Source organism: Butyrivibrio hungatei (assembly GCF_900101605.1).
Classification (GTDB): domain Bacteria; phylum Bacillota; class Clostridia; order Lachnospirales; family Lachnospiraceae; genus Butyrivibrio; species Butyrivibrio hungatei_B.
Window position 1 is genome coordinate 1 of sequence record NZ_FMUR01000005.1, and the last position, 22,475, is coordinate 22,475.

The 22,475-nt window shown below is 42.8% G+C and carries 20 protein-coding genes and 1 pseudogene; all 21 read left to right on the top strand.

Annotated features, from left to right (window positions below; translation table 11 throughout):
- Positions 1–342: 342 nt before the first annotated feature.
- A pseudogene (locus BLP87_RS15845) lies at positions 343–492 on the top strand (DUF1016 domain-containing protein); the annotation flags it as partial.
- 528 nt (positions 493–1,020) lie between these two features.
- Positions 1,021–2,118, top strand: coding sequence for a redox-regulated ATPase YchF (gene ychF / locus BLP87_RS03775; RefSeq protein WP_074461518.1), 1,098 nt, complete (start codon positions 1,021–1,023; stop codon positions 2,116–2,118).
- A 15-nt stretch (positions 2,119–2,133) separates the two neighbouring features.
- Positions 2,134–3,135, top strand: coding sequence for a prolipoprotein diacylglyceryl transferase (gene lgt, locus BLP87_RS03780; protein ID WP_074461519.1), 1,002 nt, complete (start codon positions 2,134–2,136; stop codon positions 3,133–3,135).
- Positions 3,136–3,362: 227 nt separating this feature from the next.
- Complete coding sequence (gene mraZ, locus BLP87_RS03785; protein WP_026654308.1) at positions 3,363–3,803, top strand: division/cell wall cluster transcriptional repressor MraZ; 441 nt, start codon at positions 3,363–3,365, stop codon at positions 3,801–3,803.
- Positions 3,804–3,812: 9 nt separating this feature from the next.
- Complete coding sequence (gene rsmH, locus BLP87_RS03790) at positions 3,813–4,751, top strand: 16S rRNA (cytosine(1402)-N(4))-methyltransferase RsmH (protein ID WP_074461520.1); 939 nt, start codon at positions 3,813–3,815, stop codon at positions 4,749–4,751.
- Positions 4,752–4,788: 37 nt separating this feature from the next.
- A complete protein-coding gene (locus BLP87_RS03795; protein ID WP_074461521.1) occupies positions 4,789–5,229 on the top strand; it encodes a cell division protein FtsL in 441 nt (146 codons plus the stop codon).
- A 19-nt stretch (positions 5,230–5,248) separates the two neighbouring features.
- On the top strand, positions 5,249–7,585 hold the full coding sequence (locus BLP87_RS03800) for a penicillin-binding transpeptidase domain-containing protein (RefSeq protein WP_074461522.1): 2,337 nt from the start codon (positions 5,249–5,251) through the stop codon (positions 7,583–7,585).
- A 20-nt stretch (positions 7,586–7,605) separates the two neighbouring features.
- Entirely contained in the window at positions 7,606–8,571 is a 966-nt protein-coding gene (gene mraY, locus BLP87_RS03805) for a phospho-N-acetylmuramoyl-pentapeptide-transferase (protein WP_074461523.1), read from the top strand.
- 15 nt (positions 8,572–8,586) lie between these two features.
- Entirely contained in the window at positions 8,587–9,957 is a 1,371-nt protein-coding gene (gene murD, locus BLP87_RS03810) for a UDP-N-acetylmuramoyl-L-alanine--D-glutamate ligase (protein WP_074461524.1), read from the top strand.
- A gap of 34 nt (positions 9,958–9,991) precedes the next feature.
- Positions 9,992–11,143, top strand: a complete 1,152-nt coding sequence (locus BLP87_RS03815) for an FtsW/RodA/SpoVE family cell cycle protein (RefSeq protein ID WP_074461525.1) — start codon at positions 9,992–9,994, stop codon at positions 11,141–11,143.
- 7 nt (positions 11,144–11,150) lie between these two features.
- The gene (locus BLP87_RS03820) at positions 11,151–11,972 is read left to right on the top strand and encodes a cell division protein FtsQ/DivIB (protein WP_074461526.1); all 822 of its coding nucleotides are present in this window, start codon (positions 11,151–11,153) and stop codon (positions 11,970–11,972) included.
- A gap of 121 nt (positions 11,973–12,093) precedes the next feature.
- The gene (gene ftsZ / locus BLP87_RS03825; RefSeq protein ID WP_074461527.1) at positions 12,094–13,335 is read left to right on the top strand and encodes a cell division protein FtsZ; all 1,242 of its coding nucleotides are present in this window, start codon (positions 12,094–12,096) and stop codon (positions 13,333–13,335) included.
- 185 nt (positions 13,336–13,520) lie between these two features.
- Positions 13,521–14,033, top strand: coding sequence for a transcriptional regulator NrdR (gene nrdR / locus BLP87_RS03830; protein WP_026654317.1), 513 nt, complete (start codon positions 13,521–13,523; stop codon positions 14,031–14,033).
- Between the two features lie 166 nt (positions 14,034–14,199).
- A complete protein-coding gene (locus BLP87_RS03835) occupies positions 14,200–15,777 on the top strand; it encodes an ABC transporter substrate-binding protein (RefSeq protein ID WP_074461528.1) in 1,578 nt (525 codons plus the stop codon).
- 31 nt (positions 15,778–15,808) lie between these two features.
- Positions 15,809–16,753, top strand: coding sequence for an ABC transporter permease (locus BLP87_RS03840; RefSeq protein ID WP_074461529.1), 945 nt, complete (start codon positions 15,809–15,811; stop codon positions 16,751–16,753).
- The gene (locus tag BLP87_RS03845; protein ID WP_074461530.1) at positions 16,750–17,574 is read left to right on the top strand and encodes an ABC transporter permease; all 825 of its coding nucleotides are present in this window, start codon (positions 16,750–16,752) and stop codon (positions 17,572–17,574) included. Before BLP87_RS03840 ends, BLP87_RS03845 begins: the two co-directional genes overlap by 4 nt.
- On the top strand, positions 17,565–18,365 hold the full coding sequence (locus BLP87_RS03850; RefSeq protein WP_074461531.1) for an ABC transporter ATP-binding protein: 801 nt from the start codon (positions 17,565–17,567) through the stop codon (positions 18,363–18,365). The genes BLP87_RS03845 and BLP87_RS03850 overlap by 10 nt, the downstream gene beginning before the upstream one ends.
- 2 nt (positions 18,366–18,367) lie before the next feature.
- Positions 18,368–19,123: an ABC transporter ATP-binding protein gene (locus BLP87_RS03855; RefSeq protein ID WP_074461532.1), complete on the top strand. Its 756-nt coding sequence runs from the start codon at positions 18,368–18,370 to the stop codon at positions 19,121–19,123.
- A gap of 320 nt (positions 19,124–19,443) precedes the next feature.
- Positions 19,444–19,845 carry a hypothetical protein gene (locus tag BLP87_RS03860; protein ID WP_074461533.1) on the top strand — a complete coding sequence of 134 codons (402 nt, stop codon included), beginning with the start codon at positions 19,444–19,446 and terminating at the stop codon, positions 19,843–19,845.
- 390 nt (positions 19,846–20,235) lie between these two features.
- Positions 20,236–21,645 carry a shikimate dehydrogenase gene (gene aroE, locus BLP87_RS16280; RefSeq protein ID WP_074461534.1) on the top strand — a complete coding sequence of 470 codons (1,410 nt, stop codon included), beginning with the start codon at positions 20,236–20,238 and terminating at the stop codon, positions 21,643–21,645.
- A gap of 43 nt (positions 21,646–21,688) precedes the next feature.
- Complete coding sequence (locus BLP87_RS03870) at positions 21,689–22,459, top strand: epoxyqueuosine reductase QueH (protein ID WP_074461689.1); 771 nt, start codon at positions 21,689–21,691, stop codon at positions 22,457–22,459.
- Positions 22,460–22,475 lie beyond the last annotated feature (16 nt).

Here is a 22,475-nt window from a genome sequence, read left to right on the forward strand (position 1 = left end):
AGAATCAATACTTGAGCGATTATATCAAATGGAAGGGGCTTACAGAGGATTTTGAATACTTCAAAGCTCATGCCCATAAGGTTCGTCTTGATGAGGACCTGCCATTCGAAAACTATGTATTATAACTAAAGTAACTCGGGGAATGCTGCTATTGCGGTGTTCCCCATAACAAGAAACTTGGTGGTAAACTTTTTCGGTAGCGTTAGTGGTAAACTTTTTCAGTATCGCTACTGGTAAACTTATTCACCAGCGAAAAATGGTCAAATGGTAAAGTTTTTCGCTAGCGAAGTGGTAAACTAATTCGGTAGCGAGTGGTAAACTTTTTCATTGACGTTTACACTTGACAAAGTAGAGGCTCAATATGCGTTGGAATCAAGTAGCCAACCTATTGGCGTATCCAGTTACGAATTATCAAAGTTGATTCCAGAAGAATTTAAAGGAAGTATGCCAACGATTGAAGAAATTGAAGCAGAGTTTGGAAATATTGATTGAGCTTAGGATTAGACAATGTAAGAAATAAGGCTCACGTTTAAATGAGACTAAATTTTGCAACTGTATCCAGATGAAATTATCCCTCAACTTGAGGGATAATTTGAGAGTAGTTACACCAAATTTTTTGAAATAAAAAGCTTACATAGAGCAGTTATCTCAAACGAGGTAGCTGCTTTTTTGCGCTCATTTTGAGCCTAAAACTATTTACTTTCAGAAGGAGGTAGGCGATGAACTACGAAGAATTCAAAGACAAGGTAGTAGAAGATGTAATAAGAGAGTTAGAGACAAGAACCGGACAAACATCATTTAAGAACCCATATTATTTATGACTCCGTCCACTAGGTCCATTCCCTAGGTTCATTACTGCATGTTTTTACAAATCCGTCCTGACATGGTAATATATATTCGCTGTGTCAGGACTATTTTTATGTCATAATAGATAAATGGTGCCCAGCGTGGTACTCGGTACAATAAGCTGAGATAACAAATGGCTTAAATAAAGCATTTTTAAAAGGAGATACATAAAAAATGAAACTAGGAATCGTGGGACTTCCGAACGTCGGAAAGAGTACACTCTTTAATTCACTTACAAATGCAGGAGCGCTTGCTGCGAACTATCCGTTTGCTACGATTGACCCTAACGTGGGTGTTGTTGCTGTTCCGGATAACAGACTTAAGCAGCTTGGGGACCTTTATCATTCCAAGAAGGTGACACCTGCTACTATAGAGTTTGTCGATATCGCGGGACTTGTTAAGGGAGCATCTAAGGGTGAGGGACTTGGAAACCAGTTTCTTGCAAATATTCGTGAGACTGATGCAATCGTGCATGTGGTTAGATGCTTTGATGACACAAACGTTATTCACGTTGACGGAAGTGTCGATCCCGTGCGTGATATAGAGACAATCAACCTTGAGCTTGTATTTGCCGATCTTGAAGTTCTTGAGCGCCGAATCGCCAAGACTGCCAAGACTGCAAGAATGGATAAGACTGCAGCAAAAGAGCTTGATATATTAAATAGGATAAAAGAGGTTCTTGAAGCTGATAAGATGGCAAGAGAACTTGAGTTTGAAGATCCGGAGGAGAAGGCATTTGTAAACAGCCTTGACCTTCTCACATGGAAACCCGTAATTTATGCGGCTAACGTTAAGGACGAAGATCTTGCGGATGACGGTGCATCAAACAAATATGTTGCTGCCGTTAAAGAGTTTGCATCCAAGACAGGAAGCGAAGTATTCGTTATCAGTGCGCAGATCGAGGCTGAGATCTCAGAACTTGATGAAGACGAGAAGGCTGAGTTCCTTGAAAGCCTTGGTCTTACAGAGTCGGGACTTGATAAGCTCATTGCCGCAAGTTACAAGACTCTCGGACTTATGAGCTTCCTTACATCGGGAGAAGATGAGACAAGAGCCTGGACTATCAAGATCGGAACAAAGGCACCTCAGGCAGCAGGTAAGATTCACACTGACTTTGAGAGAGGCTTTATCAAGGCGGAAGTTATCAATTATCAGGATCTTCTTCGCGAAGGCTCTATTGCGGCAGCAAAAGAGAAGGGACTCGTACGTATGGAAGGAAAAGAGTACGTGGTTCAGGACGGAGATGTTATTCTGTTCAGATTCAATGTTTAATACGGGAGGAATACTATGACAGCCGGTGATATGGGGAGAATGGACATAGATTTTCCTAATCTGCACATATATCTGCACAATGTCCCTAAAAGCTTTGAAGTGTTCGGATTTACCATTGCACTTTACGGAGTGATAATCGGACTCGGCTTTTTGTTTGCTCTTTTTCTTATAGCGAATGTTGCGAAAAAGACAGACCAAGACCCCGATATTTACTGGGATCTTGCGGTATATGTAATTATCTTTTCCATAATTGGAGCGAGATTGTATTACGTCATCTTTTCGTGGGACAGTTACAAGGATGATCTTCTTGGAATCCTTGCGATAAGAAACGGCGGACTTGCGATATATGGCGGTGTTATTGCGGGATTTGCGACGATATACATTTTTTCAAGAGTGAAAAAATGCAAGTTCTTAAAGCTTACCGATACCGTTATGCCGGGACTTCTTCTCGGGCAGGTAATGGGAAGATGGGGGAATTTTACCAACAGAGAAGTTTTCGGTGAGTATACGGACGGCCTTCTTGCAATGAGACTTCCTATTGAAATGGTCAGAAGCAGCGATGTTTCGGATCTCATGATAGAGCACATGAACGGAGCAAACTACATTCAGGTTTCTCCGACATTCCTTTATGAAAGCTTGTGGAACCTGGGGCTTCTTATAATAATTCTTCTTTATACAAAGCATAAGAAGTTCGACGGCGAGATCACACTCATGTATCTGGGCGGATACGGAATCGGAAGAGCATGGATAGAGCATGTGAGAACGGATAGGCTCTTTTTCGCCAATACCAAGATACCGATTTCCATGATGATAGGATTGTGCTGCTTTGTATTTGCGGCTGTTGCTGAGGTAGTCACGAGAGTAAGACTTTCAAAGGTTGCAGTTGGTGGCACAGAAGCCGTGGAAGACCGGGAAAAAGAAGCGGATAAAGAATCTGAGCCTGAATCCGAAGCAATTGAGGGTGAAAAAGCTCAGAAAGAAATGAATAACGAAATTGAATCAGAAAATAAAGAATAAAAAGATAACGGAAACACAATAGCAGAAATTACTTTAGCTTAAAATCGATTAAGAGGAGTCTCGAAAGAGGCTCCTTTTTTATGCTAAAAATGTGCTAATTACGACAATATCTAAGCTAATTACTTTACTAATTTTTTATGTTTTTAAGGTTGTTTAATGATTAATTTTGTTTTATAATGACTTCAGGTGGTAAAAAGTGTTAAAAAGTGGTTGAAAGTGGGAGATAAGTGGGAACAGCATTTAAAGGTGAATACAGCCATTCCATCGATGCTAAAGGAAGGCTCATAATTCCTGCTAAATTCCGTGAACTTCTTGGTGAACAATTTGTGGTTACTAAGGGGTTTGACGGCTGTCTTTTCGTATTCGCCGAAGAAGGCTGGGAACAGTTTGAAGCAAAACTACAATCACTTCCTATGGATAAACCCGAAGCCAGAATGTTAGGGCGTTTCTTTATCGCCGGTGCTATTGATGCGGAGATTGACAAGCAAGGAAGAATACTTCTTCCCGCGAATCTTTTGCAACATGCCAAGATCGAGAAGGAGGCTATAATTGCCGGAGTCGGCAACAGAGCTGAAATCTGGAGCAAGGCTGAATGGGAGAAGGCAAGCACATTTGATGATATCAATTCAATTGCTGCCAAGATGAGCGAATACGGCTTAAGTATCTAAGGTAAACACATGGAATTCAATCACTATTCTGTACTTCTTGAGGAAGTGCTTGATAATTTGAATATTAAACCGGATGGATTATATCTGGACGGAACTCTCGGAGGGGCCGGACACTCTTTTCACATTGCGGAGAGACTTACGGCCGGAGGACACCTGTACGGAACGGATCAGGATGCAGACGCTATCGAGGCTGCAACAAAGAGACTTCAGCCGTTTGAGGACAGAGTAACTGTCATAAGAGACAATTATGAAAATGCGGTAAGCAGGCTGAAAGAACTCGGAGTGACCGGAGTTGACGGGATTTTGCTCGATCTTGGTGTGTCATCATACCAGCTTGACAACGCTGAGAGAGGCTTTACCTACAAAGAAGATGTTCCTCTTGACATGAGAATGGACCGAAGACAGGAACTTACAGCGAGAGATATAGTCAATGAATATTCGGAGACAGAGATCTTTCATATTATAAGAGACTTTGGCGAAGACAAGTTCGCTAAGAATATAGCAAAGCACATCTGTATAGAGCGTGAGAAGAGTCCTATAGAGACGACCTTCAGACTCAACGAGATCATCAAGGCGGCGATACCTGCGAAGATGAGAGAGAAGGGCGGACATCCTTCAAAGAGGACTTATCAGGCATTACGAATTGCTTTGAACAGAGAACTTGATGTTTTGTCAGGTTCACTTGACGGATTCATAGACTTCTTGAATCCGGGTGGAAGACTCTGCGTTATCACTTTCCATTCGTTGGAAGACAGGATAGCGAAGAATAATTTCAGGACCAATGAAAACCCATGCACATGCCCACCGGATTTCCCGGTCTGTGTCTGCGGCAAAGTTTCAAAGGGCAAAGTAATAACAAGGAAGCCGATTCTTCCGAGTGGGAAAGAGCTTTCTGAGAACAAGAGATCACAGAGCGCAAAGCTTAGAGTTTTTGAAAAAGCCCTGTGATGAGATGATCACACACTAAACGGAAAGGAGAATGAATATGGCTAACGCATACATCTATGGCAACACAGTCAGACGTACATATGAACCCGATCATGTGCGTAGAAGAGTCCATGTTCAGGAGCCTTTAAGAAGACATAAAAAACGCCATCATATGAGTTTTGGATACTTATTGTTCTTGTCTTTTGCAATGATTGTAATGGTAGGAACTTTGGCTTTTTATATTTCTCTTCAGTCAAGAGTTACTGCCAGTATGAAGAATATAGCCCAGCTTGAGAAGCAGCTGAACAGTTTAAAGCAGGATAATGACGAGAACTATAACAGAGCCAATGGCAGGATGAGTCTTGATGAGATAAAAGAGGCAGCTATTGGTTTTGGTATGACTTATGCTGATGACGGTCAGATCGTGAAATATACTGACGATGGCGGTGACGACTATGTAAGACAGCTCGCCCCCATACCACAGGCGTCAAATAAGTAATAAGGAAATATCTTTTGCCATGAAAAATATTAAAACTAAAAATGTGCAGAAATTTACAATAGGAATGAAGAAAAAGCTGGTAGTACTTTTTATGTTGGTATTACTGGCTTTTGCTGGATTAGGAGCGAGACTTATCAGTATCACCACCAATAACGGTAAGGAATATGAGAAAAAAGTTCTTTCGCAGCAGCAATATGATTCGAGATCAATTGCATATAAGAGAGGTTCAATCCTTGATTGTAATGAAAGCACGCTTGCATGGAGCGAGAAGGTGTACGACCTTATCCTTAATGCGAATGTTCTTGTGAGTGATGAAGAGAAGATCGAGCCTACACTCAATGCGCTCAATAAATTTTTTTCAAAGCAGATGAGCGCAAACGGGATTGATCTTAAATGGATACAGGATTATGTGCAAAAAAATCCGGATAAGAAATATTATATTCTGGCAAAAAAATTGAGCTATGACGAGATAAAAGGTTTTCAGGATTATGCGTCAAAAGAAAAACTAAAGGGTGTATATTTTGAAGATAATTATATAAGAAAATATCCCGAAAATACTCTGGCAAGCGATGTTATCGGATTTACTTCGGCCGACGGCGTGGGCCAGTGGGGACTTGAAAAGCAGTATAACGACATACTGGGAGGAGTTGAAGGAAGAGAATACGGTCATCTCGACGATGACTTGAAGCTTGAGAGAACTACCATCCCTGCGATAGACGGTAACAGTATAGTTACTTCCATAGACAGTCATCTTCAGTCGGTTGTTGAGAAATATCTCAATGTATTTAATGAAGAGAATAAAGGAAAAGCCCGTCCGGGTAACGGTGCGATGAATGTCGGATGCATCATGACGAACATCAATACCGGCGAGATCCTTGCTATGGCAAGCTACCCGAATTTTGACCTCAATAATCCCTGGGATGCATCTAAGTTGGTAGGAATGCCGGAACTTAGAGTGATTCGGGAAGATATAAAAGATGAAGACGGCAATATCAAAAAGCATAAAGGTGAAGTAGAACAGGTTAAAGACGAAAAAGAAAATCCCGTCTATATCACACAGGAAAGAGCTGATGAGTTTAACAACAGCGACAGCCCCGAACTTTATGAGCAAAAAGTAACCAATCTTCAGAGACTCTGGAAAAATTTCTGCGTATCCGATACATATGAGCCCGGATCGGTCTCTAAGCCGCTTACTGTTGCCATCGGCCTTGACAGTGGCAAGATAACAGGTAACGAAACATACAACTGCGGTGGATATCTTGAAGTCGGCGGACATAAGATTCACTGCCATAACACGGGCGGCGACGGACTTATCTCGGTTCAGCAGGGTATCCAGAAATCTTGCAACGTTGCGATGATGTATGTTGCCCAGGCGACCGGAATACACATTTTTTCCCAGTATCAGAAAAATCTTGGATTGGGACTTAAGACAAATATCGATCTTCCGGGTGAACCTTTCACGGATACGGATGTAATGATCCACAGAGAAAACGGCGAGAACAGTAAAGACGGACAGGTTGTAATGGTTCCTGCCGATCTTGCGACATATTCTTTCGGTCAGGGTTACAACTGTACGATGATAGAGATGATAACAGCTTTCAATTCCTTAATTAATGGAGGAAAGTTCTATCAGCCTCATGTTGTAAAAAAGATTCTTTCAAGCAGCGGAAGCACGATAAAGAATATAGAGCCAAGGCTCTTGAAACAGACTGTTTCGGACAGCACTTCGAAAAAGATAATCGAGTATTGCAACACGGTTACTCAGGAAGGTGGTACAGGTACAACTGCAGTGCCCATCGGATATAGGATAGGCGGCAAGACCGGAACGGCCGAGATGAGTATCAACGGTCGACGTGATAAGAAGAACTATGTTGTTTCTTTCATGGGATATGCACCTGCGGATAAGCCGGAAATCTCGATATATGTTGTTGTTGACAGACCCAATACGATTGCGCAGGATAATGCAAGATTTGCAACAGTTATTGTAAAAAATATCCTCACGGAGGCACTTCCTTATCTGGGATATCCGATGACAGAGGAAATCAGCGAGAAACAGCAGCAGGAGCTTAATGAGCACAGAGAAAAATTCGGTATAACTTCGGCACCTCCCAAAGTAGAAACTGAGCAGGAAGAGGGCGAAGCAGCCGAGGGAGCTTCATCTGAAGAGAAAACAGAAGAAACTGAAGAAAAAAAGGAACCTATCTGGAAATCATTTGACGTTGACCCTGAGACGGGGTATTATATTAACCCGAATACAGGAAATTTAATCGATCCTGACAGTGGATACGAATTGGGCAGCACCGCATTTGAGGATGACCAGGCAGAGGATGCGCCCGAGGAAACAACAAATAATTAAGATTCAGTGGGGGTATTTACGTGAATGATTATATTGTAAGAACTTTGATACCGGTATGTGCATCATGCCTTATTGCCGTACTTGCGGGGCCTAAGATCATATCGATCCTTAAAAAGCTCAAAGCGGGACAGACTGAGAGAGAAGAGGGGCTTGAATCTCATCAGAAAAAGACGGGAACTCCGACAATGGGAGGAATTATCTTTTTGCTTCCCTTCTTTATTATAGGTGTTATCTATGCTGCATTTCATAAGGAAGTAATTCCTGTTCTTATACTTACTTTCGGATTTGGCGTGATCGGATTTATCGATGATTACATCAAGGTTGTAAAAAAGCATAACCTTGGACTCAGAGCCTGGCAGAAGTTTTTGGGACAGCTCATTGTTGCGATTGCTTTTTCATTATATGTAGAGAATTGTACGGATATGACACTTGCAATGCAGGTTCCATTTTTGGGAAACACGATAGATTTTGGAATTTTTAATATTCCTGTTTTGTGTTTCATATCACTTGGTACCGCTAACGGAACAAACTTCACCGACGGAGTTGACGGACTTTGCGCATCGGTAACGGCTGTTGTTGCAGGCTTTTTCGTTTTGGCAGCCATGCGTTACGGATCGACCGGCGCGGAAGTTATGGCAGCTGCAATGATGGGCGGACTTCTCGGATATCTCGTATACAACGTTTATCCCGGAAAAGTTATGATGGGAGATACTGGATCTCTTGCAATCGGAGGTTTCGTTGCGGGAATATCATATGTTATGAATATGCCTCTTTTCATTGTGATCGTCGGATTCATTTACCTTATCGAAGTTATTTCCGTTATCATGCAGGTTACTTATTTCAAGCTTACAAACGGAAAAAGAATCTTCAGAATGGCTCCGATCCATCATCATTTTGAAAAGGGCGGCTGGTCAGAAACAAAGGTAGTTAATGTATTTACAACAGTAACAGTTATCATGTGCCTTATAGCATATGCAGGATTATAACAGAGGTTGAGAGATATGAAAGCTAGTGAGATATCAGGAAAAAAAGTACTTGTGATCGGAACGGGATTGTCGGGAGTAGGTTCTGTGCGACTTCTTCATCAGGTCGGCGCCGTGCCCGTAATGCTTGAAGAAAATACCAAGGTCACAAGAGAAGATATAGTAAAAAAACTTAATGAAGAGGATAGAGAGAATACAGAGATCATCATAGGCGAGATCTCAGACGAAGTTCTCGACGAGCTTGTGCTTGTTGTACCAAGCCCTGCGGTTCCTCTCGATGCACCTACGGTACTTCGTATCAAGGAAAAAAATATTCCTATTTGGAGCGAGATAGAGCTTGCTTATAACTTTGCAAAGGGAAAACTTGTTGCCATCACGGGAACAAACGGAAAGACTACAACAACAACTCTTGTAGGAGAGATAATGAAGGCTCACTTTAAGAGCAGCTATGTTGTTGGAAATATCGGTGTTTCATATGCTGAGAGCGCACTTGAAATGAAGGAAGACACCGTTACTGTCGGAGAGATAAGTTCTTTCCAGCTTGAGGCGGTTGATAATTTCCATGCACAGGTTTCGGCTATCTTAAACATAACACCCGATCACTTAAACAGGCATCACACTATGGAGTGCTATGCCGAGATGAAGCAGAACATTACAAACAACCAGACTAAAGAGGATACATGCGTACTTAACTACGACAATCCATATACAAGAGAGTTTGGAGAAAAATGTCCCGCCAAGGTGGTTTTCTTTTCAACAAGTGAAAAGCTAAAAGACGGATTCTACCTTGACGGTGAAGAGATATTCATGAGTATCGCCGGCGAAGCGGTTAAGGTAATGAATATTCACGATATGAATCTTGTCGGAATGTGTAATGTCGAGAATGTTATGGCTGCTATTGCGATGGCTGTGGCTATGGGAGTTCCTTTTTCAACAATTCTCAGAGTCGTTCGTGAATTCAAGGCGGTTGAACACAGAATCGAGTTTGTTGCGACCAAGAATGGCGTAGATTACTACAATGATTCCAAGGGAACCAATCCCGATGCTGCAATTCAGGGAATCAAGGCTATGTCAAAGCCGACAATACTTATCGGTGGCGGCTACGACAAGGGCAGTGAGTATGACGAGTGGATCGAGAACTTTGGCGATACCGTAAAGATGCTCGTTCTTATCGGACAGACTAAGGAAAAGATTGCAGAGTGTGCGCAGAAGCACGGTTTTAATAAGTTTGTATTTAAGGATACTTTTGAAGAGGCGCTTGAATATTGCAGTTCTAACGCAAAAGAAGGGGAAGCGGTGCTTCTTTCACCTGCATGTGCAAGTTGGGACATGTTCCCGAACTATGAAACAAGGGGTAAGAAATTCAAGGAGTATGTAAACAGACTTTGAGAATATGACAAAAAATATGAGGGGATGATCTGATATGGCAAGGACCGGAGTGAACGTTTTAAGAAGGCAAAGAGAAGAAACATATGTTGACTACAGTTTGATATTTGTAATACTTTTTTTGCTCGCATTTGGACTTGTAATGATATATTCGACAAGTACATATTGGGCTAATCTTAAGATGGGCGGAGACTCGTCATATTATTTCAAGCACCAGTGCGGGGCGGTGTTTGGCGGAATAGTTGTTATGATATTTATGTCTTACTTCCCTTATGGAATCTTAAGAAAGATCGCGTTTCCGCTGTATGCGACATCGGCTGTTTTGCTTCTTTTGACTCCCATCATAGGAAAAGAGATCAACGGTGCGAAAAGATGGATCAGAGTTCCTGTACTTGGGTCGATTCAGCCGGCGGAGATAGCTAAGGTTGCCGTTATCATATTTGTTGCGGCTATTATCTTAAGGCTACAGAAGCTTCTTTTAACCCCTAGGGGATACGGAGTGGCGATAGGATTTCCGGCATTTCTTGCGATAATGATCCGCCTGTGTACCAAAAACCTTAGTTCTGCCATCATCGTAATGGGAATCGCGGTTATCATGCTTTTTGTTGCGACTCCGGGATATAAGAGATATGTAATGGCAGCGCTTTCGGTTGGCGCTTTAGCAACTGTTACGGTTCTTATAATCGCGAACGCGGGAGCAAAAGGAAATTTCAGATCCGAGCGAGTTCTCGCATGGCTCGATCCTCAGGGACATGCGACAGGTAAAGGTTTTCAGACGCTTCAGTCTCTTTATGCGATCGGTTCAGGCGGAACATTCGGAAAAGGTCTCGGCGAGAGCATGCAGAAGATGGGATTTATTCCCGAGGCGCAGAATGATATGATCTTTTCGGTTATATGCGAAGAACTCGGACTTTTCGGTGCTATCGCTGTAATGCTCATGTTCCTTCTTCTTATCTGGAGACTTATGATCATTGCAAACAATGCACCCGATATGTTTGGAGCACTGCTTGTTATCGGCGTTATGGCGCATATAGCAATTCAGGTTATCCTTAACATAGCGGTTGTTACCAACACAATCCCCAACACGGGAATCACACTTCCGTTCATAAGCTACGGCGGTACTGCGGTTGTGTTCCAGCTTGCGGAACTTGGAATGGCACTTAATGTCGGAAGAAATATAGGAAGATAGTTTGAATATGGCAAAAAAGAAACGTAAAAAAAGAAAAAAACGTTCATATGCTGCCGAATCGGCTTTTCATCCTTTTGAGAAACTGAGAGACTCCTTTAGATATAAACGGAGTCTTTATGTTATTACGGGCATAATCATGTTTGCTGTTTTGGTTGTCGCAGCGGCGGTGTTGTATGTTGCGGACAATTATACCGTTAAGAATATTGAGGTTGACGGAAATACTCACTATTCCAAAGATGAGATAGCCGATATGGTCATGACGGACAAACTGTGCCACAACTCAATGTTTTTATCCATGAAATACATGAACAAGAGCATTGAGGACATTCCTTTTATTGAAAAGATCGATGTGGATATAGTATCGAAAGATACGGTCAAGATAAATGTTTTTGAAAAGGCCGTGGCGGGATATATAGCATATCTTGGACGTTATATCTACTTTGACAGAGAGGGCATCGTTGTTGAGTGCTCTTCCGAAACTACCGAAGATGTCCCACAGGTCATGGGACTTAATTTTGATCATATTACCATGCACGAAAAGCTGCCTATCGATGAAGATCATCAGTTGATATTCGGCGAGATTCTCGATATTACGCAGCTTTTGAATAAATACAAACTTCACGCCGATAAGATTTTTTTTGACAGTGATTTTAATGTCTATCTTTATTTCGGCGGAGTTGAAGTCAGTATAGGCAAAAATGATTATATTGACGAAAAAATTCAACAACTTCAATATCAACTGCCAAAACTCGAAGGCCAGACGGGAATTCTTAATCTGAAAGATTTAAATGAAGACACAAAACTTTTTACATTTACTCCGAAAAATTAAAGAATTGTGTCTGTGTAAAGTGAAATTTAAACAAAATTCTACTTAAAAAACGGGTTGATAATTGAGTAAAAAAATCGTATCATAGCTAATAAGGAGTCCAAGTTATGAAGGAGGAGAAAACTTGCTTGAAATAAAGTCAAACGATGCTGAAACTACTTGCAAGATCATCGTCGTAGGGGTTGGCGGTGCAGGTAATAATGCTGTTAATAGAATGGTAGATGAAAATATTACCGGTGTAGAATTTGTCGGTATTAATACAGATAAGCAGGCGCTTCAGCTTTGTAAGGCACCCAAGCTTTTACAGATTGGTGAAAAGCTTACAAAGGGTCTTGGAGCAGGTGCTAAGCCTGAGATTGGTGAGAAAGCGGCAGAGGAGAGCGCAGAAGAGATTTCTGCAGCGCTCAAGGGTGCTGATATGGTATTCGTTACCTGTGGTATGGGTGGTGGAACCGGAACAGGTGCAGCTCCCGTCGTTGCAAAACTTGCCAGAGAAATGGGGATTCTTACCGTAGGCGTTGTTACAAAGCCTTTCAGCTTTGAGGCACGTGTGCGTATGCAAAATGCTATGCTTGGTATCCAGAATATCAAGTCTAATGTAGATACACTTATTGTGATTCCTAATGACAAGCTTCTTCAGATCGTAGACAGGCGTACAACAATGCCTGACGCGCTCAAGAAAGCTGATGAAGTCCTCCAGCAGGCCGTACAGGGAATCACCGATCTTATCAATGTTCCTGCTGTTATCAACCTTGACTTTGCCGATGTTCAGACTGTTATGAAGGACAAGGGCATTGCTCATATCGGTATCGGTAACGGTAAGGGAGACGAGAAGGCTATCGACGCTGTCAAGATGGCGGTTGAAAGTCCTCTTCTTGAGACTAAGATCAACGGAGCTTCCAGTGTCATCATCAATATTTCCGGTGATATCACACTTCAGGATGCTTCCGACGCATCAGAATATGTTCGTCAGCTTGCAGGAAATGATGTAAACATCATCTTCGGTGCAATGTATGATGAGAGCAAGACTGATAATTGTACAATAACTGTTATCGCAACAGGTATTGAAGAGAAGGTTCAGACGACTACACAGACTAAGGCAGCTGCTGCACAGAGCGCAACCAATCGCGTATTTGCAACATCACAGCCTACACCTGTGCCCACACCTGTCGTTCAGACACCTATTACACCTATCGCAACTGTACCTCCGGTACAGCCGATAATTTCGCCTATTTCCGCTGTGACTGATACACCGGCCGCATCTTCTTCACAGAGACCGGGATTTTCAATCAACAGACCCAGCGAGATCAAGGCAACAGTGGAACCCAAATCACTTAAGATTCCGGATTTCCTGCAGAGAAAATAATTTTAAGGGCTGTTGCACTAAATAAGTGCCATAGCCCTTTAATTATGCCCAAAATTCCGCATTTTACCTCGCACCACAGAGTTGCTTATAAATTGTATGGAAAAATACGAAAAATGATGATACAATAATTTGTGGAAATGGATTATGTATAGTCAATATATTGTGGACATAATGGAGGATTCTTTATGAAGTGCCCATTCTGCGGAAAAGATGATACGAGGGTAATTGATTCAAGACCCGCCGATGAAAATACTTCGATCAGAAGGAGACGTGTCTGTGATTCATGCGGGAAACGATTTACGACCTATGAAAAGGTTGAGACAATTCCTCTTATTGTCATAAAAAAGGGTGACATCAGGGAGCCTTATGACAGAGCAAAGATTGAAGCGGGTGTTTTCAGGGCTTGCCATAAGAGACCTGTAAGCGCAGAGCAGATAACCAAGATGGTTGACGCCGTTGAAACGGAAGTTTTTAATATGGAACAGAAGGAAATACCAAGCAGAGCTATTGGAGAGATAGTTATGGATAAGATGAAAAATCTCGATCCTGTAGCTTATGTAAGATTCGCCTCTGTATATCGTGAATTTAAAGATGTGAATACTTTTATGGATGAGCTTAAGTCAGTTCTTAAGAAAGAAGCTGACGGTATTATAACCGACTCAACCGATAAGAGCACACCACTCCTTAAAAAAGAGTGATCTATAGCCTTGACATTTTTTTGTCAAGGCTTTATATTTGAGCAGAGCACTTGCCGAGGTCTTTTCGAGGCTAGTGCGAGCCATGGGGATGAACTTAACGAGGTTTTACACGAGTTTAGTTCATATCCCAGAGCAGAACATAATATTTTAGGAAGGATGATTTAACATGATCACAAGAAGGCATGGCAGAAAGAGAATCTGCTCACTTCTGACTGTTGTGTTATCTACACTGACTGTTGCATTGAGCGGTTGCTCAAGCGACAAGACAGGGAATTCCGCAGGTAACGCGGGAGCAGCTTCATCTGCTACCGAGTCTGCAAATGCGGGAGATACTTCCAAGCTTATCGTAGGAATACCTCAGGATATTGACAGTCTTGACCCTCACCATATGACGGGGGCAGGTACGAAAGAGGTAATGTTTAACGTGTTCGAAGGACTCGTTAAACCCGATGAGAACGGTAATCTTAACCCTGCTGTAGCCAGTGAGTACACAGTATCAGAGGACAACAAGGTTTACACCTTTACACTCAGAGACGGAGTAAAGTTCCACGACGGAACCGATGTTACAGCGGAGGATGTCAAGTATTCTTTGGAACGTAACGCGGGAGTTGACGGTAGCGAACCGCTTATTTCTTCTTTTTCAGAAATTGAAAGTGTAAATATTGTTGATGACAAGCATATTGAGGTAGTTCTCAATAAGGCTGATTCGGAGCTTTTGCCACAGTTTACGGTGGCAATAATTCCTAAGGCCAATGAGAATCCCGAGACCAATCCTATCGGAACAGGTCCTTACAAGTATGTTTCCAATGCTCCGCAGGAGAGTCTTGTGGTTACAAGATTCGATGATTATTGGGGAGAGAAGGCATATATCAAGGATGTAGTATTCAAGATTGAAGCTAACTCAGATGCGATCGTGCTTGACCTTGAGGGCGGTTCAATCGATATGTATGCAAGAATCCCTTCGGCACAGGTTGCTCAGCTTTCGGATAAGTTCGAGATATATGAGGGAACGATGAATCTGGTTCAGGCTCTTTATCTCAATAATGCCGTTAAGCCTTTTGATGATGTGAGAGTCCGTCAGGCGCTTTGCTATGCGATCGATCCGCAGGAGATCATGGATTTTGTTTCCGACGGAGCGGGTACTGAGATCGGAAGTGCGATGTATCCTGCGTTCACAAAATATTTTTTGCCTGAGCTTAATGATACTTACAATCATGACACTGAGAAGGCTAAGGCTCTTTTGGCAGAAGCGGGATATCCGAACGGATTTGAGTTTACAATAACGGTTCCGTCCAACTACAAGCAGCATGTAGATACTGCACAGGTTCTTGTAGAGGAGTTTAAGGCTATCGGAGTTACGGCAAATATTCAGGAAGTTGAGTGGAATACATGGCTCAGCGACGTGTATACTGACAAGAAGTATGAGTCGACGGTTGTTGGTTTCGATGCTTCTACAGTATCTGCGGGAGCACTTCTTGCAAGATATGAGTCGACTTCAAGCAAGAATACATTTAATTACAGCAACAAGGACTTCGACGAGGCACTTCACAAGGCTATGGAGACGGCTGATGATGCGCAGAAGACCGAATATTACAAAGAGTGTGAGCGCATCCTTTCAAAGGACGCAGCAAATGTTTATATTCAGGATCTTCCCGAGTATGTTGCGCTCAATAAGAAATTTACGGGATATGTTTTCTATCCTATATATTTGCAGGATATTGCAAAAATAAGACCGGCTGAATAAGTCATTTTGAGATTTTGCGAGGAATATGCACATGAAATATATCATTAAAAAAATCATTTCTATGATAATTACTTTAGTGGTTGTTTCGCTGTGTGTATTTCTCGCTTTTAGCATAATCCCGGGAGATCCGGCGCTCAAAAAGCTTGGAACGGAGGCTTCTCCCGAACTCATCGCTCAGACAAGAGAGCAGATGGGATTAAATGATCCCGTTATAGTAAGGTATTTTAGGTGGTTCGGAGCTTTTTTACAGGGAGATATGGGAAAAAGCTACAACTACAGCGTTCCCGTTGCGGGGATGATATTAAATAAGATACCGATCACGCTGACTATGGCGATAATGTCTTTTTTACTTACGATCGTGGTCTCGATTCCGATGGGAATCATAACTGCCAAACACGAAGGTGGCATACTTGACCGCGTTGTCACGGTGGTAAATCAGGTGATCATGGCTGTTCCGCCGTTCTTTTCAGGAATACTTATTACTTTTATTTTCGGAATGATATTCAAGCTCTTTAAACCGGGAGGCTTTATATCATATAGTGAAGATTTTGCGGGCTTTGTCGGATATCTTATTTTTCCGTCGATCGCGGTGGCTCTTCCAAAGATTGCCATGACGGTAAAAATGCTTAGGGGAAGCGTCATAGACGAGGCGAAAAAAGATTATACAAGAACCGCTTACAGTAGAGGAAACAATACTAACGGCGTTCTTTACAGGCACGTCCTTAAGAATGCGCTTATTCCTGTTATAACTTTCCTTGGGATGCTTCTTGCGGATATGATAGCGGGAAGTATAGTGATAGAGCAGGTTTTCGGAATTCCGGGGATCAGCAGGATTCTTCTTACGAGCATAAGTAACAGGGATTACCCCGTGGTTGAAGCTATAATCATGGGAATTGCGATGATAGTTATTGTCACCAATCTTTTGGTGGACATTATTTATAGAATTGTTGACCCGAGAATAGGGATTGAAGAATGAGAGATAAGATTACCGAGATTTTTAGGAAAATAAAAAAAGATCCCTATATGTGCGCGGGTGTGATCATTACGGGAATTATCCTGCTTATGATATTGGTGGGACTTTTCTGGATGCCGTATGAACCTACCAAGATGAATGCATCTGAGAAGCTTAAGGGAATTTCTTTTAAACATATAATGGGAACCGACAACATGGGAAGGGACGTGTTCAGCAGGGTTATGTACGGAAGCAGGGTGACGTTCCTTATAGCTCTCGGAACGGTGTTTATCGGTGCGTTTATGGGAACGCTCATCGGTGCTCTTACGGGCTACTACGGCGGTTTGTTCGATGAGATTACGATGAGGGTTATCGATGCGATGTTTGCGTTTCCGAGTATTTTGCTGGCGCTTGTGATCGTCAGTGTTTTCGGAACGGGATGGATGCAGCTTCTTTTTTCACTTGGAATTGCTTTTATCCCGAGTTTTGCAAGAATCGTAAGGGGTGAAGTGCTTCGCTGCAGAAATACGGATTATGTGGAGAGCGCCAAACTTCAGGGAGTATCTGATATCAGGATGATATTTGTACATATTTTGCCCAATATAAAGGGCGTTCTGGCTTCGTCGATACTTATCGGATTTAACAATGCGGTGCTTGCGGAGGCCGGACTTAGCTATCTGGGAGTCGGCTCGCAACCGCCTTATGCAAGCCTTGGAAAGATGCTTTCTGATGCCCAGCAGTACCTGTTCACAACGCCGAGTTATTGTCTTTGTCCCGGACTTGTTATTGTTCTTATGGTTTTGGGCTTTTCGTTTTTGGGTGAGGGAATCAGAAGATGGGAGTAATACTTGATGTAACTGATCTTCATATAGAATTTCACGATCACGGCTTTCCGGAGGTTGCTGTGGAGGATTTCGACCTGATGCTTGAAGAGGGCGAGATTGTAGGTATCGTTGGTGAGTCGGGCTCAGGAAAGAGCATGAGCGCGCTTGCGATAGCGGGGCTTCTGAGCAGACATTCGATAACCAAGACGGGTAGGATCATGTTTAACGGAGACGACCTTCTTACCTGCGACAGAAAGACTTTGAGGTCGTATCAGGGCGATGAAATCTCGATGATATTTCAGGAGCCGATGACGAGTCTCAATCCGGTCAAAAGAATCGGCTGGCAGGTTGAGGAATCTCTTTTCATCCATCATCCTGAGATTGACAAAAAGAAGCGTAAGGAAATGGCGATAGAAATGCTTCTGGCCGTGGGACTAAATGATGCGGAGAATATCTATCATATGTATCCGCATGAATTATCGGGCGGTATGAGGCAGAGAGTTATGATAGCCGCCGCGATGATAGGAAATCCCAAGATCCTGATAGCGGATGAGCCTACGACGGCACTTGATGTGACTGTTCAGGCGCAGATTGTCGAGCTTCTTAAGAAGATAAACAAAGAGCGCGGGACGTCGATAATCTTTATTTCTCATGATCTGAGTCTTGTAAATCAGCTCTGTGAGAGGGTTATCGTGATGCAGAAGGGAAATATTGTAGAGAGCGGCGATACTGCGAGAGTTTTTGGCTCACCGCAGGACAGTTATACAAAGAAACTGATCGCGGCGATCCCGAAGATTGACATAGGAAACTGATTATGAGCGAGGATAAGGTTTTAAGGGCTTCTAATCTGAATGTTTTTTATAAGAACAGAAAGAGAAAGCTCTTTTCCAAAAATAAAAAAATTCAAGTGCTGCATGACGTGACTTTCGATATGGAAGAGGGCGAAGTGCTTGCAATCGCAGGTGAGTCGGGATGCGGTAAGTCGACGCTTGCAAGGGCGATTGTCGGAATCAATAAGGATTACACAGGTGAGCTCGTGCAGAAGTACGACGGGCCGCAGATGGTATTTCAGGATCCGTATAGTTCGCTGAATCCGGCAAAGAAGGTGGGATGGCTTATGGAGGAGCCACTCAAGGTTGACAGGAAGAGAAAGTGGACGAAGGAAGAGCGCATGGCTAGGGTAAAAGAAGTCATGAAGGAGGTTGAGCTTCCGATAGAAATGCTGGACAGATATCCTTCGCAGCTTTCGGGCGGACAGAGGCAGAGAGTGTGCATCGGTATTGCGCTTATGAGATATCCGAAACTTTTGATTGCGGACGAGCCTGTTTCTGCGCTTGATGTGACTATTCAGTCACAGATAATGGAACTTTTGCGGTCACTTCATAAAAAGCTTGGAATATCCATTATTTTCATATCTCACGATCTTAGGGTGGTGTACAGGATCAGTGATCATGTGATGATAATGAAGGACGGAGTCATAGTTGAGCATGGCAAGACGGATGAGGTGTACAGGCATCCGCAGGCTGATTATACCAAGCGGCTTTTGACGGCGGCGGGTATCAGAAAGTGAGATTTGAAGCTTTTTGGATGGAGATGTGTTTGTGTAAGTTAGTTTATATGCGAGATTTCATACTTTTTTAATAATTTGGGCTTAATTTATGGGCTTTTCTTCCGATATATATTTTAAAAGGGCGACAGTACGTTACCTTAAACGATTACGTTTTTTATATCATATGAAATTGCTTCCCTATGATATAAAAAACGCTCCGCAGGGATGCGCAGCTCGCGGAAAGGAATATATTGCTTGTGCAATCCGCTCGCGCGCTGGCATTTCACGAGCGAAATGCTTTTTAAAGTAACTGATGTGGCAAGGAAAGGAGGCTTGGTATTATGGCAATTAACAGAGTTAGCGGTTATGGTGGAAGTAGTGCTTACAAATTTCCGACAACTGTGGGTAATGACGCGAGGGATAATACCGAGTTCCTTAAAAATGACGAAGTTAAGGCCGAAGTACAGGATGATGCAAAGGAAGAGCTTTCGGAGGATTCTTCTGTCAGAGGAAATGCATCGATTGATAATGTTGCGATTTCTTTTGGAATATATGATGATGCCTCAAGAAATCTCTTTAAGATAGACGGCTTGTTCTCAGAAGACATGGTGCAGGCCATTTCCGGAATGCAGAAAGATCAGATTCTTCGCGAGTATCAGTATTTTGTCGGGGATGACCTTTCCGGAAATAAGAGCAGTATTGTTGCAAGTACCGAGGACGGGCTTGTTATAAAGAAGAATTGAGCAAATATAGGTCTGACCTGTATTTTCATTTGAATATAGGAAAAGCGAAAGGGACGTGCATGACGCGTCTCTTTTTTTGTTGAATAGGAGATTTCTCCGAAATTCCCTATTCAACAAAAACGCTCCGCTTGAGCTAAGCACTTGCTGAGGTTTTATCGAAGCTAGTGCTATACAGAGTAGGGGTGCGCAGCTCACGTGAAAGCGGCATGTTTATATAATGTGTAAGTAGCAAATTGCACGGAAGATTGACTAAGAACGAAGAAAAGAGCCGATTTAGTCAACGTAGCTCGCGGAATGCTAAATAATTGCTTTATTAGAGAATAGAAGGTACAATTTATACCAAACGACTAAATTACCGTAATAATACATAAACAGAAGAGGTGGCAAACTATGAATCATACTGATGGAAATACTATGACATGCGGACTGATTGGAAATCCCGTGAGACATACGTTGTCTCCTCTTATTCATAATTCAATCGCTGAGATGAAGGGCGTTAATCTTGTCTATGTTCCGTTTGAGGTTCCGAAGGGCGGCGTGAAGAATGCTGTAAGGGGCGCAAATGCGCTGGGAATCAAGGGACTTAATGTCACAGTTCCTTATAAGAGTGATGTTATCGATCATCTTGTTGAGATTGATCCGCTTGCAGAGGGAATCGGAGCAGTGAATACGCTTGTCAGGACTGAAGGCGGATTTAAGGGCTACAATACCGATATGTCGGGACTTTACCATGCCATGCAGGATGAAGGAATCGTGCTTGATGGAGAGTGCGTTGTTATCCTCGGTGCCGGCGGAGTTGCAAGACCTGTTGCTTATCTTTGTGCTACGAAGGGCGCTGACAGGGTATACGTTCTTAACAGAACATATGAAAAAGCTGAGGCTGTTGCGAAGGAAGTGAACAATGCGCTTGATGAGAGCCTCGGTGAAAAGATAATTCCCATGCCGCTTGATGATTACAAGGAACTTCTTGATAGAGAAAAGAGATTTTTCGTTGTGCAGTGCACTTCGGTAGGTCTTTTCCCCGATGTGAACAGCGCGGTCATAGAGGATGAGAAATTCTATAAGCACGTATATGCGGCAATTGATGTAGTATACAAGCCGCTTGAGACTAAATTTATGAAGCTTGTTAAGAATGCCGGAGGAAAGGTCTTTTCCGGACTTAAGATGCTTCTTTATCAAGGAATCGACGCGTTTGAGCTTTGGTTTGAAAATGAAGGAATAAAGATAAGCAAAGAAGAGGCAGACATCATATACAAGTCACTTATGATGGAAGTACTAGGCGCGACGAATGTTATTCTTGAGGGCTTTATGGGAAGCGGAAAGAGCACGGTTTCGGAGCTTATTTCCGATAAGCTTGAGCTGGAGCTTATAGATACCGACGAAGCTATAGAAGAGGCTGAAGGCAGGAAGATTTCTGAGATTTTCGAGCAGGACGGCGAGGAAGCTTTCAGGGATATGGAAACAGGGCTTATGGAAATGGTCATCTCCGAGCACATGAGAGAGACAGTTATTTCGCTTGGCGGCGGGCTTCCCGTCAGAGAGAAGAACAGAGAGCTTCTTAAGAGAGCGGGCAAAGTTGTTTATCTCAGGACATCGCCTGAAACTGTCTATGACAGGCTTAAGGGGGATGACACGAGACCTCTTCTTAAGAGCGAAAATCCGCTTGCAAGGATAAAAGAGCTTCAGGATGAGCGCGGAAAGATCTATGAAGAAGCGGCGGATATCATTGTTGATACGGATGGAAAGTCACCCGAAGAAGTTGCGAATGAGATAATCGCGGCGATTGGATTTGCCGATTGAGCAGAATATAATAAAAAGCACTTTTTTAGAAAGAAATACAGAAGTGAATAAGGTTAATTATTCTAAAGAACTGGAAAAAAGAATACAGGGATTTCAAAGAAACGGCGAGGTGCCAAAGCTTCTTTTGCATGCGTGCTGTGCCCCCTGTTCTTCGCACTGTCTTGAGTATCTTCGGGAGTTTTTCGATGTGACGGTATTTTTTTACAATCCGAATATCACTGAGCGCGAGGAATATTACAAGAGGGTTGCCGAGGAAAAGAGACTGATAAAAGAGTACAATAAGCAGGTTGATACGCAGAATTTTGATGGGATGCGCTCCGATGAGAAGGCAAGGAAGATTGGCATTATCGAGGGCGAGTATGATGTAAAGGAGTATCTTGATGCCGTGCGTGGGCTCGAGGATGTTCCTGAGGGCGGCGAAAGGTGCAGGAAGTGCTTTGAACTGCGGCTTAGAAAGACTGCTGAGATTGCGGCAAAAGAGAGATTTGAGTATTTTACGACGACGCTTACGATCAGTCCTTTGAAAAATGCGGATGTCCTTAATGAAGTCGGTGCGCAGGCTGCGGAGTATGTGAATGAGAAGATTGCAGTTGGGATGCAGGCTTTTGGCGGAGGCTTCGGCGAGAATGGAGATGATGGCGGGAAGGTAGTTTTTTTGCCATCTGATTTCAAAAAGAAGGAAGGCTATAAGCGGTCTATAGAGTTGTCACAGAAGTTCGGGCTATACAGGCAGGACTACTGCGGCTGCGGATTTTCCAAGGCGGAAAGAGAGAGGCAGAAGGCATTTGACGTTGCCATAGATAATAGATTTTGATAAAATCGTGTAGTTG